This window comes from Scytonema hankhaensis NUACC26 (assembly GCF_045865695.1).
Taxonomy (GTDB): domain Bacteria; phylum Cyanobacteriota; class Cyanobacteriia; order Cyanobacteriales; family Nostocaceae; genus Scytonema.
The window spans coordinates 1-13,630 of sequence record NZ_BAACAP010000169.1 but is presented as its reverse complement, the minus strand read 5'-3'; the positions used below and the strand labels follow the sequence as shown (position 1 = coordinate 13,630).

The following is a 13,630-nucleotide window of genomic DNA, read 5'->3' as shown; positions in this document are numbered from 1 at the left end:
CTTGCACCAGCAAGACTTAAGATTTAGGTATATTTTCTTCATAAGATGAGGTAGGTTGGGTTGAGGAACGAAACCCAACACAATAATATATTTATTGGTTTTGCTGTTGCGTTGAAATAATGATATGCGTAATTTTTACTTAAAAACCTAACAAACATGGAATATTTGTTGGGTTTCGCTGTCGCTCAACCCAACCTACCATTCTTCATGCTTCATCCTTATTAATGTAATTCTGTTCCTTCATGGCGAAGTAAATATCTGTCGCTAATTAACTTCAGCACAACCCTACCTACTTCAGGATGTTGTCTTTCAACAGTAGGTTGCACAACAACACCTTCCATTATACACTCTGGGTCGAGTGTACTATTGGCATTGTTAAATTGTGACACCGCCTCCCAACTGTAAGCGCCCGCGTAAAGTACAGGTACTCTTGGTAAAGAAAATTCTTCACAAAAAGCAACAAAATCGCTGTAATTGAGAAACTGCTTATCCTGACGGACAGCAAATAAAGCTAGCCCTATTGTGCCATTTGGTAAACCATATTTAATATCTTGGACACCATAGATTTCTCCAAAAACTTGAGTTAGAGGTGGAAGTTTGTGTAAAACGGGATTCTCGTGGTAAGCACGAACATAAACTAGATTTTTATTGACCTCATTATTTTTCCAAAAGTAGTTATGGCTACCAATACGAGTATTGCCATCAGCATCTACTAATACCGTGAAGTTAGTTCCGTGTAGTTTTTCTGTGACTACGACTTCTTCGCCTTCTATCAATACGTCTTTGTAACGCTTGAGATGTTCTGGACTGGGAAATTTATAATGCCCAACGTGGCTTTCCATTTCCCCACGCATTCCTTGAGGAATTGGATATTCATATTTAGTCACACCGAAATGTTCGGTATAGTCATCTCCAGGATTTCCTGTAAAATTCTCCCCTACAGGAATGAGCAAGCCTTCAGAAAAAATGCCCCGTAGTTTAGCAGCACGAAGTTTTTTGGAGTAATAAGGACGAATCCCAAATTTATCAAGATAGTCTTCTGGAATAACACTATCAATAGGAAAGTAAAAGGCTAAATCTCTAGGTTGAAAATTTCCTTTGGCGCTGATAACTTGATACGCCATTCCTTCCAAAGTTACAATCTCAAGTCTATCAGCATTGGGGTGAGAAGTCACACTCTTGATTTCAACAACTTCAACTTTAAATATGCTCATAACTTACCTCTCTACATAAGCATCATATTTTGAAATAGTTTTTTATAGGGCAAACGAAATATCGCTGTGAATTATCCACAGCTTTAAATAAGGATGAATGATAAAGGATTAAGGATAAAAAATCGTTGAGAGATGGATAAAAGCCACTCAATTTATTGATATGTTTACTTCATACTTGATACTTCATATAGCAATGCTAAATCATTCATGAAAAATTTTAATGACTGTAGGTAGGGAAGACAGCCCACCAAATCAGGCTTTTGTGCGGCATAGCCCTATCTACGTAATATTTCAAAAATCAAATAGGAATCCTATACTTTAGTTGAGCGAGCGTAAAGTAGTACAAGCCCTCGTTCGCCTAGCTTGTTTGTATGATGCAGTACAATACTTTTATAATACATATACTACAAAATGTCAAGCGGTACTTTTTTCACAAGACAAAAGTATCTTCTTCATTGAGTGGAGCGATCGCATCTTAGTAAGATAAGTAAAATAGTTCTAGTTATGAAAGTAGTCGAACGCCCTATGCGCTATCTGGTTAAATTGCTTAAAACTGAAGAAGGATACGCTGTTTGGTGTCCTGCCTTGCGCGGATGTTGTTCTCAAGGTGAAACAGAGGCAGAGGCTTTAGAAAATATTAAGACTGCAATTCAAGAGTATTTGGAAGTTGTTGAGGAACTGAACCAGGAAGGGGAATCATATTACGTGGATCTGGAGGTTGGCGTTGCCTAAACTACCTGGGATTGCACATCAAAGAGCAGTTAAGGCTTTTGAGAAGGCTGGCTTCCAAATTGTGAGACAAAGTAAGCATATAATCATGAATAATGGTGAAACGGTAATTGTTATTCCCGGACATGACCCCATTAATGCTTATACAATGGGCATTATTATTCGAGATGCGGGTCTGACAATTGAACAATTTGTCCAGTTACTGTAACTTGACTATCCGGTGGTACAGGCGTTGAGGTTCCTTGAAGGAGCGCATATCATACAGAGCGGTCTTTCCGAATTCGCTCTTCAATATCTTCCAGTGTTTGTAACACCAACCGTTTGGCTTGCAGCCTCCAGCCCCACTTTTGCACGCGGATAGCGATCGCCGTACCAATTACAGTAGCAATCAAGTCTAAAGGTTGCATAAAAGAAATTCCCAACAGCAGTCCTAGACCAGCAATACCCCAGAAAGGTAGCGCCACAGCTTGACGCTGCGTTTCCACGAGTTGAGAGATGGGATCGGAGGGCATTTCAGCAAGCAGTGCTGTTTTGACCTCTTGTTGTTCTTTTGCAGAAACAGAAAGACCAATCTTCTGCCGAAGCTTTTCAATTTTACGAGCATCAGTACTGTACTGTGTCAGTTCATCCTCAGCCATGAGAATTAGGCGTTCATACTGTCCCATCGATCGCTAAGTCTTGTTAAAGAATAGAAGCTCAAGTTTTCTCATAACAAATTTTAAACCGAAACAGATGTTTTCAATGCATTGCGAGCAAGTCACTTTTCCATAACTTATTGCAATAATTATGAAATAACAAGCAAACTTTGACAGATTGTCTTTTGACGACGTAAACCAGGAGCTAGAGAATTATGAAGGATTTTCTAGAATGCGCTTTTTTGTAGAGGAGACAAAGGATGAAAAGAATCGTTTCAGTGCTGTTGCTAGGTATAGCAATATTTACTTTTGCTTTTAACCGTCCTGCTTTGGCATCTGATACCGTGAAGGGAGCCAAAATTTTTAACGCCAATTGTGCTTCTTGTCATGCGGGTGGAAAGAACTTAGTTCAAGCTCAGAAGAACTTGAAGAAAGAAGCTCTAGACAAATACGCGATGAACTCACCTGAAGCCATCATTGCCCAAGTCACAAATGGAAAAAATGCAATGCCTGCCTTCAAAGGTCGCCTAAAACCAGAGCAAATTGAAGATGTTGCAGCATATGTACTAGATGAAGCGAATAATAAGGAATGGAAATAAGGTCTAAGTAGACATCATGAACTGCTTGCACTATAACGTATAAAAATGGGCGAGGGGCAATGGGCATTAGGTTTCTCCCTAACCTCTAACCCCTAACCCCTAACCTCTAACCTCTAACCCCTAACCCCAGATATTGCTTATGAATCGCTGCTTTCGGTTCATGTTCAATTTTAGTATTGCTGTTGCACTCGCCTGTCTTTGTTTTACTTTGCCTGCACACTCGTCATCCGCTCCTAATACCCAAATGACAGCAGGAGACTTCTTCAAGTTAGGTGTAGAAAAGATGCTCAACAGCAATTACCTCCTAGCTGTTAAGGATTTTACAGAGGCTATTCAACTGAAAAGTAATTTTACTGCTGCCTATAGCAATCGCTGTCTTGCGTATCTTCAGTTAGAGGATTATCAGAATGCGATCGCTGACTGTAATCGAGCCATCAACTTTGCACCTGACAATGTTGAAGTTTATCTCAATCGAGGATTAGCGCATCATAGACAAGGAAACGATCGAGCAGCAATTGCTGATGACAATCGAGCGATCGCACTTAAACCCCATAACTTTAAAGGCTACTACAATCGAGGGGTAGCCAATGCCATGTTAGGAAATTACCAACAGGCAATATCCGATTACAATTTGGCGTTAACTCAAATTCCTCAGACATCCAATTTACTTTTAGCGGAAATCTATAACGATCGCGGACTAGCTCATTTTCAGTTGTTAAACTTACAAACGGCTCTGCTCGACTTTTCAACAGCACTCCGTATAAATCCTAGTAGCTACAGAGCTTACTACAATCGAGGTTGTGTTTGTGGGCGAAGTGGGGATAATAAGAGCGCGATCGCTAACTTCACTGCATCAATCAAGCTACACCCAAACGATGCCCATGCTTATTTTAACCGAGGTGTTGCTTATCACCTACTTGGTTACAAACAAGCAGCAATTACAGACTTGCGAAAGGCGGCGGATAACTTTGCTTTCAATAAAGAAACTGTAGCACGCGAAAAAACCCTTGATGTTCTTGAGAATATAAAGCGACAACTTCCGTTTTTATCAGAAATTGCTCTTTTGTGAAGGAAAAGCATCTTGATGCTACGCACTCTCCATGCGATTTGGAAGTAATGCTATGTCTCTACCTAACTATCATCCCAAGCAACTCTCACTCAGTCCTTTGGAAAATGAAGTTTTATGTGTCATTTGGGAACTTGGTACTCCAACAGTCAAAGATGTACGCGATCGCATTGTCTCTGTCGATTCAAAGCGAAAACTAGCTTACGCCTCGGTAACAACTATTCTCAAACGTTTAGCTAAAAAAGGGTGGATCGACCGCTACAAGGAGAGTCGGAGTTACAGATGGCTAGCTTTAATATCCAAGGAGGAAGCGCAAATACTCCAAGCTTACGAGCAATTGCATCAATTTTTAGCAGTGGGACATCTAGATGCAGTCGCAGCTTTTGCGGATAGTTTAGAACCAGCCAGTGCAGAGCAATTTGAGGCAATCGCTCAAAAAATACAAGGACTTCGCACAGACGTAACACCAGATAACTGAAAAACGGAGTAAAATGAATGAAAATGTAGGAAATTTTTGATTCGTTTTACTCTTCATAAGGCAAGTTGACTGGGTGTCACGCCTTTTTCTGAAGCGATCGCTTTCACCTGTTCTACCAGTTGCAGATTCTTGTAGAAATTCTCGCTCTGAAATCGCGGTGAATTTCTGCGGTAGTCTACTTTGTTTGTGCAACTGGCTGTATGCGCAAACCCTCTGTCTCATCAACTGTAGGAGTGGCAATCAGCGATTCATTTCCTGTCAGACCTGATGTGATTTCTACTTCAGTGCCATAATCTCTCCCAACGGCAACTTTTTGATAATGCACGGTTTGGTCTTTAGTTACAGTTGCTACCTGAGTGCCTCCAGCATTAACGACCAAGGCACTATCAGGTATAACAAAGGGAGCATTAATACGGTTAATGGTAAATTTGACACTGGCATACATCCCAGGTCGCAACGTACCATCCAAATTCTGTATTTCTAATTGTGTTAGCAAAGTGCGAGTATTTGGATCTATGGCGTTGCTAGTACGCACTACTTTACCCCTAAACACTCGTTGTGGTAACTCTCTGACTGTAATCTGTGCTGTTTGACCAGTCTGGACTAAACCTGATGAACTTTGTGGAACATTCACATTCACATTGAGGGGATCGTAAGCAGCAATGGTATAAAGGCTGGTATTACTAGTATTGTTGTTGCTAGTATTGGTATTATTGCTATTGCCACTACCTGCTGTAATCAGAACACCTGTATTGACGTTACGTGCTGTGATGATTCCTGCAAAGGGAGCAGTGACTTTCTTATAGGATTGTAATACAGTATTACGCTCCAAGTTGGCTTGACTGGCGTAGGCACTAGCTTGTGCTGCTTTGATGTTGGCAGAGTCAGAAGTAACAGTATTTTGTGCTGCCTCAACGTTGGCAAGATTAGCCTGATATGTGGCATATTTCGTATCTGCATCTTGTTGAGCCACTGCACCTTGTTTGACAAGCGTACTCCAGCGCTGCCAAGTTTGACGTGCTATTAATAGATTAGCGCGGGCTTGCTTTAAATCAGAAATACTTTTAGCTAAACTAGCACGACGTTGAAGCACGTTTGCTTGTGCTTGCGCTAACTCTGCCTTCGCTTGCAAAACTTGTCGATCGATGTCTGGTGAATCAATCTCTGCTAATAACTGACCAGATCGGACGCGATCGCCAATATCTACGTACCACCGCTGCAAATACCCAGTGCTGCGAGCGTAAATGGTTGTTTGGTTGAGGGGTACAACAGTACCTGGTAGCTCCAAATGGGTAGTAGCAGCAGCGCGACGGGGAGTAATAACGTTGACTGAGGGAAGGGCGCTTGCTTCCTTTACGGCTGCTTGTAATTCTGACTTTTGGCTTAACCTGGGTATAATTCCTATAGCCAGCAAGCTACCAAAAAAAACAGCACCAAGTACAGCCCAACCAAGTTGACCGATGCCGCGTCTTTGTTTTCTAGAAGTCGTTTGTTGTTCGGAGTTAGGAGACGGAGGACGCTGAGAATCCATAGGTAAACTGTTTCACAATATCTAATTTACATCAATTGGGCAACTGTACATAAAAAAGTTATGGAACCGCAGCCTGTAGCAGACGAACGCGGATAAATCTGTTCTTCACTTGAGTGAAAACGCTTATGACTCTCTTTGGGATGATGACAAAGAGTATTCTGTATGCAAATCCAAGAAAGTTAAATCGTCATCATCAATAGGACGAGGTGGTTTGCGCCGTAATATGCTGTATACAACAGGTACAAAGATGAGAGTAGCAATTGTTGCAGCCGATAAGCCGCCAATGACAGCGCGACCCAAGGGAGCATTCTGCTCGCCACCTTCACCAAGACCGAGAGACATTGGTATCATACCGATGAGCATGGCTAAAGCAGTCATCAACACGGGACGCAATCGGGTGTGACCTGCGGCTTGCGCTGCTTGATAAGCATTTTGCCCTTCTTGACGCTGGTCGTTAGCAAAAGTAATTAGCAGAATACTGTTTGATGTCGCTACACCTATACTCATAATTGCACCCATTAATGAAGGAACGCTGAGAGTTGTGTTGGTGACAAACAGTATCCAGACAATACCAGCTAAAGCACTTGGCAGTGCCATCATAATAATTAGGGGATCGAGCCAAGATTGAAAGTTCACTACCATTAAACAGTAAACCAGCACGATGGCAAACACAAGTCCTAAACCAAGTCCCAGGAAGGAAGAGTTCATCGTTTGCACTTGCCCGCGTACATTAATAAGACTACCTTGAGGCAATTTTTTCTGATAATCAGCTATGATGCGATTAACATCACGGGCAACTCCCCCAAGGTCGCGACCGGAGGAGTTGGCGTAGATATCGTAAACTCGTTGAATGTTGTAGTGATTGACAACTTGCATCCCCTTATCGCGTTTAACAGTAGCCAAATTACCCAAAAGTTGGGGTGTGGTTTGACCGTTGCCAACAGGCATATTCTTGAGACTGTCAATAGAGTCAATTTTGTACTGTGGTACTTGTACGGCAAGGGTGTAACTTACACCTTTTTTAGGATCGAGCCATTGATTGATTGCGGCTTGACCGCTTGAACTTAAGGAAGTAAGAACGCTATTGGCAACATCACGCTGGGTCATACCCAGTTGTTGAGCCTCAGTACGGTCTACATTTAGACGTAACTTTGGAGCATCGACAATTTGCTGCATATGTACATCTACCGCACCAGGAACGCGCATCATGCGTGCTTCAATTTGTTTGGCAATTTCAAAGTTGGCTTTTGAGTTTTTCAGAGGTCCAGATATTTGTACGTCAACAGCAGCAGGCAAACCGAAATTCAAAATTTGAGTAACAATATCAGCTGGCTCAAAAAAGAAGGTATAGCTGGGAAATGTCGCTTTCAATTTCTGGCGGAGTTGCTTGATATAAGAAAAAGTTGAACCAGATTCTTTTAGCGACACAAGAATATCAGCATCTGCTGGTCCAATTGTCGCACCGTTGTAGCCATAGGTCAGGTTAATACCACTGTTGGGTAAGCCGATGTTATCCAGAATCATCGCGAGATTGTCCTTCGGTACGGTCTGGCGAATAACGCCTTCGACTTGACTGACAATTCTTTCTGTCTCTTCCAAGCGGGTACCGGGTAAAGCTCGAACGTGGAGGCTAAACTGACCGCCATCGACTTCAGGGAAAAAGTCTTGACCGACGAACGGCAACAAAACTCCTGCACTGACTATAAAAGCGCCAAACAGTACGAATACCGTGCGTCGGTGATTCAATGCAGAGGTCAAAACACCATAGTACCAGTTGCGAAATTTCTCAAATTGTCGATTAAATTTTTCGTGTAATCGCCATATCCAATCTTTCTTGACAGATTGCGGTTTTTGTGTGTCTTTGGTTTGGTGGTTGTCGTGACCGTTATTGTTTTCGATTGGCGAATGGGTATAGTTATTGTCACGACTATCGTGAATTTCTACTAGCGAACGGGTATGGTGGTTGTCATCACGATGATTATTATGGACTGGTGAATCTATATTACGGCGATCGCCACGATCGTTTAGCTCCTCGCTTTCTCTATGCCAGTCCGCTTCCTGTGGTAAGAAATAATTTGCCATCGTTGGGACTACTGTCCTAGACAGCAGATAGGAAGCAAGCATAGCAAATACTACCGCCATTGCTAAAGGCACAAACAGGTACTTTGCGACTCCATTGAGAAATACAACTGGCACAAAGACAATACAAATACATAATGTTGCCACAAGTGCTGGAGTTGCTATTTGCTGCGCTCCATCTAAGATTGCTCGCTTAATTGGTTTCCCTTGTCCGAGATTTCGGTGGATATTTTCAATTTCTACTGTGGCATCATCTACGAGAATACCGACAGCTAAGGACAAACCACCCAAAGTCATGATGTTGAAAGTTTGTCCCAAACGACTCATTACAATAATCGAAACCAGCATTGAGAGGGGAATCGATACGGCTACAATTACGGTACTGCGCCAACTTCCCAGGAAAATTAAAATCATCAGCGCGGTGAGACAAGCTGCAATCAATCCTTCTTTGAGAACGCCTTCGATAGAAGCTTTCACAAATACAGATTGATCGAACAAAAACGATAAATTCAGTCCTGGGGGTAAGGTAGACTGGATGCGAGGCAAAGCTTTTTTTACCCGAGCGATGACATCAATAGTCGAAGCACTGCCACTCTTAAGGATGCTGAGTAAGCTCGATCGCCTTCCATTCTGACGAACAGCGTTTGTCTGTACGGCAAAGCCATCCCTTACCTGCGCGACATCACGAATGTAAGTCACAATACCGTTAACTTGCTTAATTGGCAAGTCGTTGAGGGCTGCCACCACATCTGGACTATTATTAATTTGTACGGCGAAGTCGCGAGCGCCTATCTTCATACTGCCTGCAGGCAAGACCAAGTTTTGGGCGCTGACAGCATTAGTTACGTCTTGGGCAGAAACGCCTTTAGCCAACATCGCTTGGGGATCGATATCAACCATAATTTGCCGGGGTTTACCACCATAAGGCAAAGGTACACTCGCCCCTTGTACTGTTGCTAATTGGGTGCGGACGAAGTTGGTAGCATAGTCATTAAGCGCTTGTTCCGGCAAGGTTGTGCTACTGACACTCATCTGGATAATCGGCACGCTAGAAGCGTTGTATTGAATGATGAATGGCGGTGTGATACCAGGTGGCAAAGGGCGCAGAATTGTTTGGCTGACAGAGGTAATTTGAGCGACTGCTGAGGCTATATTGGCGTTGGGTTGGAAGAAAACCTTGATGACACTAACACCACTCAAAGATTGGGACTCAATGTGTTCGATGTCAGCAACGGTTGTTGTCATAGCGCGTTCGCTAATTGTGACGATGCGCTGTTCCATTTCCTCAGGTGTGGTACCAGTGTAAGTCCAAACTACGCTGACAACTGGAATGTTGATTGATGGAAAAATGTCAACTGGTGTACCAAATATTGTGACTATACCCAAAATCACAATCATCAAAGCAGCGATCGCGAATGTATACGGAAGACGTAAAGCAATTTTAACGATCCACATACAATTTCCTTTTAAATGGGTTTAGCGTATCATCACTATTGCAAGAAAACAATTTAGAATCCTTCTTAAAAGTGGCTGGTATCATTACTGTACTTTCAATCTATTCGTGTTATATGTGGTAAGAAACGATCTAGCAGTATGGATTTACCATCATAGACTCGATCTGTTTTCATATAAATACACAAACCTCCCAGATGATTGCCTAATCCTCTCAAGCACGGTGTTGGCAACGGAAAAATATTTCTTATAATGAGCGTATGGGAAAGGTTAAGGCAAGAACTCAGTATGTCGATTGAAACACTGAACGACAAAGTGGCAACCAACAAGTGTGAAGAACTAGCAGCATTAGTCGCTCGACACACTGCCGGAAAGGGAAATGGCACCCATGCAACCGCGATCGCTCCCTTGACCTTCAGGCGAGAGTGTAATACTTCCACAGCAACACAGGGGGTCAGCGAACCTCTTCTTGGCATTGTGGTGCAGGGTAAAAAAGAAGTGTTGCTGAATGAAGAAACCTATCGGTATGGAGTCGCTCAGTATATAGTTGTTTCAGTGGATTTACCGTTGAGTGGATGTGTGGTAGAGGCGACACCCGATCTGCCCTATCTAGGATTTAAGCTGAAGTTAGACCCAGCACAACTCTGTGAGATCATTGCTCAAACGAACCGAGGTATCGGTAAGAACGAATCAGTAAGAGGTTGGTTCATCAGCGATGCCGACCCACCCTTGATTGATTGCGCCATCCGACTGACGAAGCTTTTAGAGACCCCGCAGGATATCCCGTTTCTGGCACCGACGATCGTCCGCGAAATTTATTACCGTTTGCTCATGGGTGAGCAAGGCGAAGCGGTTCGTCAGATTGCTACCTCTGGCAGCACAATGCAGCGGATTGCTGAAGCGATCGAACGGATCAAGGCAGATTTTACGAAGCCGTTGCGGGTTGAGGATTTGGCTGAGCAAACGAATATGTCTCCTTCATCGTTTCACCGCCACTTTAAGGCAGTCACTTCTATAAGTCCACTGCAATATCAAAAACAGTTGAGATTGTTAGCAGCGCGTCAGATGATGCTTGCCGAAAACGCTGATGCGGCTCAAGCTGCTTATCGGGTTGGGTATGAGAGCGCTTCGCAGTTCAGTCGCGAATACGCTCGTATGTTTGGAGCACCCCCCATCAGGGATATTGAACGGTTACGGGTAGCTTAAAAGCCCGACTCTAAGTAATTGGACATAATTAGAAAGCTATCAGTAACTAGTACAGGTCGGTGGAAATAAAGCTACCATTCAAAATGGCGTAAAAGCTAAAAAATATAAGACTTTTGACTTTTGACGAATGCACAGCGGTGGTAGTGGCATCACAACGAATGCCATAGGGAGTAAAACTTCTCTGGAATTTAATTTTCTGCATATGTAGTTTTGTATAGCTACTATTTGTACACAGTCACCATTCTCTGTGACACTACAAACGCTTGTTCTTTTGGGGTTAGAAGTATGAAGAAAATTCTGATTTTATCCGCTAATCCTATTAATACAACTCAGCTTCGTCTAGATGTGGAGGTTCGGGAAATCCAATCAGCGTTGGAGCGCTCTAGAAATAGGGAAGAATTTGAACTGATTCCCAGATTGGCTGTGAGGATTGACGATTTACGCCGTGCGCTGTTGGATTACTCTCCACAAATTGTACATTTTTCTGGTCATGGGGATGGAACTAATGGTATTGCTTTGGAGGATAACAATGGACACACGCAATTGGTAAGTACGGATTCGTTAAGTAATTTTTTCAAGTTATCCCAAGAAACAGTTGAGTGTGTGTTGCTCAATGCTTGTTATTCAAAAACTGAAGCAGACGCGATTTACCAGCATATCAACTGTGTTATTGGTATAGAGCGTGCTATTACAGATGAAGCTGCTATTCATTTTTCTAAAGCATTTTATGATGCTCTAGGCGCTGGGAGAAAATATAAAGAGGCTTTTGAGTTTGGTTGTAATAATATTGACCTCAATAGTATATCAGAGTTTTTTATACCTAAAATTCAAATCAGAAAAGAGTTGAAAACTTTATTTCCACTTAAATCAAGGGAGCCAAGAGCAAATATGACAGGTGGTAACAACGATAACAGACGCATTCAAGGCGGTTATATACAAGGGAATTTTTCTGGGAGTTATAACAATTCTGGTAATTATATTGAGGGGAATTACAATCCTTCAAGAGAAGAAAAAAAACTCGCAGAATCTGCTGCGGAAATTCAGAAATTACTAGAACAGTTGTCCAAGAGTTATTCTACAGACACGTTTGCTGGAAAGGTGCAAATCGCAAACGAAACTATAATCGCGGTTGAAAATAATCCGACTTTAGCAGCAAGGATACTTAGCGCTTTAAAAACGGGTGGCGTTGCAGCTTTTGAGCAATTTCTGAATCATCCTACAGCTAGCTTTGTTATGGGTGCGCTGGATGATTGGCAAAAAACTAAAGGTGATTAAGCTAAAGTACATTTTGTTGAATACAATTATTTACTTTTTTTCTGTTAAATAACTTCACTTAAATAAGACTATGACAGAAAATAAAAACCCAGAAAATCAAAGCTCTGTGGGAAACAGTAATGACAACAAGCGCATTCAAGGTGGATATATAGGTGGGAATATTTCAGGAAATTATAATAACTCCGGTGATTATGTAGAGGGCATATTATACAGTGTGCATGGTGAGGGGAATGTACTTACTTTTAATCAAACTGAGATTTTGCAAATTTCTGAGAAGGAGATTACTGCTCGCGAATTAATTACAACTTCTCCTTATAAAGGTTTAAAACAATTTGAGTCAAGAGATAAAGAGTTATTTTTTGGACGCGATAATTTTATTAAAACTTTGATAGATGAATTAGAATATACTAATTTAATTTTACTTTTGGGTGCAAGCGGTAGCGGAAAATCTTCTGTGGTAAGGGCGGGTTTGATTCCCTGGTTAGAAAGAAAGTATGGAACCGCATTTATTAATTTTACATTTACCCCAGATGCCGATCCGTTTGATTCTTTTTATGCTAGTTTGTTGGGGAATAAGTATTCACAAAAAGAAGCGAATATGGCTCGCAAGGTGCAGCCAGAAACTTTAATTCAGGTAGCGGAAAAACTCAAGAAATCTGATAAATTTTGGTTTATTTTTATCGATCAGTTTGAAGAATTGTTTACTATCAGTGATGAGAACAAGCGTGGGGAATTTGTCAATGGTTTGATAAGATTGAGTCAAGCTAAGTTGCCGAAGGTGAAAATTATAGCGACGATGCGTGCTGATTTTTTTGAAAGATTAAGGGAATTTCCTCAACTTGTGGAAGTAACACAAAAGCATCGCCCGATGATTGTAGAAATGCAGCCTTCTGAGTTGCGTTTAGCAATTGAACAACCAGCGGCGCATCATGGGGTAGTTTTTGAAGCAGGATTGGTGGATACAATTATTGCTTCGATTCAGGGACAAGCGGGTTATTTACCTTTGTTGCAGTATACTTTAAATTTGTTATGGTTAGAGGAAGTTAAAGCTGGTAGTATCAATGACCGAACTTTGAATATTAGTACATACGAAAATATCGGCGGTGTTAGGGGTGCGCTGCAAAAATACGTAGATAATATTTATAAAGAGTTGTCAGAATCGGAAAAGCAAGCAGTACAGAGGATATTTCTCAAGTTGGTTGGTATTGGTGACAATCCTGAATCTGGTATAGAGTGGAAACCTGTACGCAGAAGGGCGCTTTTATCTGAGTTTGGGGAAGATGAGCGTGCTGTGTTGTTAAAATTGGTGAATGAGAATTTGTTGGTGAGTAATGCTAATTTGTCGGAGAATTCTTCAAAAAAGGGG

12 protein-coding genes and 1 pseudogene are annotated in these 13,630 nt (G+C 41.9%); 8 read left to right on the top strand and 5 right to left on the bottom strand.

The window, feature by feature from the left end; translation table 11 throughout:
• Window positions 1–221: 221 nt before the first annotated feature.
• A complete protein-coding gene (locus ACKTT2_RS14395) occupies window positions 222–1,214 on the bottom strand; it encodes an RNA ligase family protein (protein WP_407887936.1) in 993 nt (330 codons plus the stop codon).
• Window positions 1,215–1,739: 525 nt separating this feature from the next.
• Between ACKTT2_RS14395 and ACKTT2_RS14390 the strand changes: the two genes are divergently transcribed.
• A complete protein-coding gene (locus tag ACKTT2_RS14390) occupies window positions 1,740–1,946 on the top strand; it encodes a type II toxin-antitoxin system HicB family antitoxin (RefSeq protein WP_407887984.1) in 207 nt (68 codons plus the stop codon).
• A complete protein-coding gene (locus tag ACKTT2_RS14385) occupies window positions 1,939–2,151 on the top strand; it encodes a type II toxin-antitoxin system HicA family toxin (RefSeq protein WP_407887934.1) in 213 nt (70 codons plus the stop codon). Before ACKTT2_RS14390 ends, ACKTT2_RS14385 begins: the two co-directional genes overlap by 8 nt.
• Window positions 2,152–2,200: 49 nt before the next feature.
• On the opposite strand, the gene ACKTT2_RS14380 is transcribed toward ACKTT2_RS14385, so the two are convergent.
• Entirely contained in the window at window positions 2,201–2,608 is a 408-nt protein-coding gene (locus ACKTT2_RS14380; RefSeq protein ID WP_407887932.1) for a hypothetical protein, read from the bottom strand.
• A gap of 230 nt (window positions 2,609–2,838) precedes the next feature.
• On the opposite strand from ACKTT2_RS14380, the gene petJ reads away from it, so the two are divergent.
• The 3 genes from petJ to ACKTT2_RS14365 all read left to right on the top strand — a co-directional run bounded on the left by petJ (window position 2,839) and on the right by ACKTT2_RS14365 (window position 4,721).
• Window positions 2,839–3,177, top strand: a complete 339-nt coding sequence (gene petJ / locus ACKTT2_RS14375; RefSeq protein ID WP_407887930.1) for a cytochrome c6 PetJ — start codon at window positions 2,839–2,841, stop codon at window positions 3,175–3,177.
• Between the two features lie 139 nt (window positions 3,178–3,316).
• Complete coding sequence (locus ACKTT2_RS14370) at window positions 3,317–4,246, top strand: tetratricopeptide repeat protein (protein WP_407887928.1); 930 nt, start codon at window positions 3,317–3,319, stop codon at window positions 4,244–4,246.
• Window positions 4,247–4,298: 52 nt separating this feature from the next.
• Window positions 4,299–4,721 carry a BlaI/MecI/CopY family transcriptional regulator gene (locus ACKTT2_RS14365; protein ID WP_407887926.1) on the top strand — a complete coding sequence of 141 codons (423 nt, stop codon included), beginning with the start codon at window positions 4,299–4,301 and terminating at the stop codon, window positions 4,719–4,721.
• Window positions 4,722–4,896: 175 nt separating this feature from the next.
• On the opposite strand, the gene ACKTT2_RS14360 is transcribed toward ACKTT2_RS14365, so the two are convergent.
• The 3 genes and pseudogenes from ACKTT2_RS14360 to ACKTT2_RS14350 all read right to left on the bottom strand — a co-directional run.
• Window positions 4,897–6,252 carry an efflux RND transporter periplasmic adaptor subunit gene (locus ACKTT2_RS14360; protein ID WP_407887924.1) on the bottom strand — a complete coding sequence of 452 codons (1,356 nt, stop codon included), beginning with the start codon at window positions 6,250–6,252 and terminating at the stop codon, window positions 4,897–4,899.
• Between the two features lie 123 nt (window positions 6,253–6,375).
• Window positions 6,376–8,334, bottom strand: a complete 1,959-nt coding sequence (locus tag ACKTT2_RS14355; RefSeq protein WP_407887982.1) for an efflux RND transporter permease subunit — start codon at window positions 8,332–8,334, stop codon at window positions 6,376–6,378.
• Window positions 8,314–9,786 (bottom strand): annotated as a pseudogene (locus tag ACKTT2_RS14350) (efflux RND transporter permease subunit); the annotation flags it as partial. The gene ACKTT2_RS14355 and the pseudogene ACKTT2_RS14350, both read right to left, overlap by 21 nt.
• Before the next feature lie 285 nt (window positions 9,787–10,071).
• On the opposite strand from ACKTT2_RS14350, the gene ACKTT2_RS14345 reads away from it, so the two are divergent.
• The 3 genes from ACKTT2_RS14345 to ACKTT2_RS14335 form a co-directional block, all read left to right on the top strand.
• Window positions 10,072–10,989: an AraC family transcriptional regulator gene (locus tag ACKTT2_RS14345; protein ID WP_407887922.1), complete on the top strand. Its 918-nt coding sequence runs from the start codon at window positions 10,072–10,074 to the stop codon at window positions 10,987–10,989.
• A 285-nt stretch (window positions 10,990–11,274) separates the two neighbouring features.
• Window positions 11,275–12,264, top strand: a complete 990-nt coding sequence (locus ACKTT2_RS14340; protein ID WP_407887920.1) for a CHAT domain-containing protein — start codon at window positions 11,275–11,277, stop codon at window positions 12,262–12,264.
• A 70-nt stretch (window positions 12,265–12,334) separates the two neighbouring features.
• Window positions 12,335–13,630, top strand: a 1,296-nt coding sequence (locus tag ACKTT2_RS14335; RefSeq protein ID WP_407887918.1) for an ATP-binding protein, incomplete at its 3' end; no start/stop codon positions are given.

Excerpts from the sequence above, each read along its gene's own strand:
- ACKTT2_RS14395 (WP_407887936.1), bottom strand. The coding sequence starts at position 1,214 with ATGAGCATATTTAAAGTTGAAGTTGTTGAAATCAAGAGTGTGACTTCT.
- ACKTT2_RS14390 (WP_407887984.1), top strand. The coding sequence starts at position 1,740 with ATGCGCTATCTGGTTAAATTGCTTAAAACTGAAGAAGGATACGCTGTT.
- ACKTT2_RS14360 (WP_407887924.1), bottom strand. The coding sequence starts at position 6,252 with ATGGATTCTCAGCGTCCTCCGTCTCCTAACTCCGAACAACAAACGACT.
- ACKTT2_RS14355 (WP_407887982.1), bottom strand. The coding sequence starts at position 8,334 with ATGGCAAATTATTTCTTACCACAGGAAGCGGACTGGCATAGAGAAAGC.
- ACKTT2_RS14340 (WP_407887920.1), top strand. The coding sequence starts at position 11,275 with ATGAAGAAAATTCTGATTTTATCCGCTAATCCTATTAATACAACTCAG.
- petJ (WP_407887930.1), top strand. The coding sequence starts at position 2,839 with ATGAAAAGAATCGTTTCAGTGCTGTTGCTAGGTATAGCAATATTTACT.
- ACKTT2_RS14380 (WP_407887932.1), bottom strand. The coding sequence starts at position 2,608 with ATGGGACAGTATGAACGCCTAATTCTCATGGCTGAGGATGAACTGACA.
- ACKTT2_RS14370 (WP_407887928.1), top strand. The coding sequence starts at position 3,317 with ATGAATCGCTGCTTTCGGTTCATGTTCAATTTTAGTATTGCTGTTGCA.
- ACKTT2_RS14345 (WP_407887922.1), top strand. The coding sequence starts at position 10,072 with ATGTCGATTGAAACACTGAACGACAAAGTGGCAACCAACAAGTGTGAA.
- ACKTT2_RS14365 (WP_407887926.1), top strand. The coding sequence starts at position 4,299 with ATGTCTCTACCTAACTATCATCCCAAGCAACTCTCACTCAGTCCTTTG.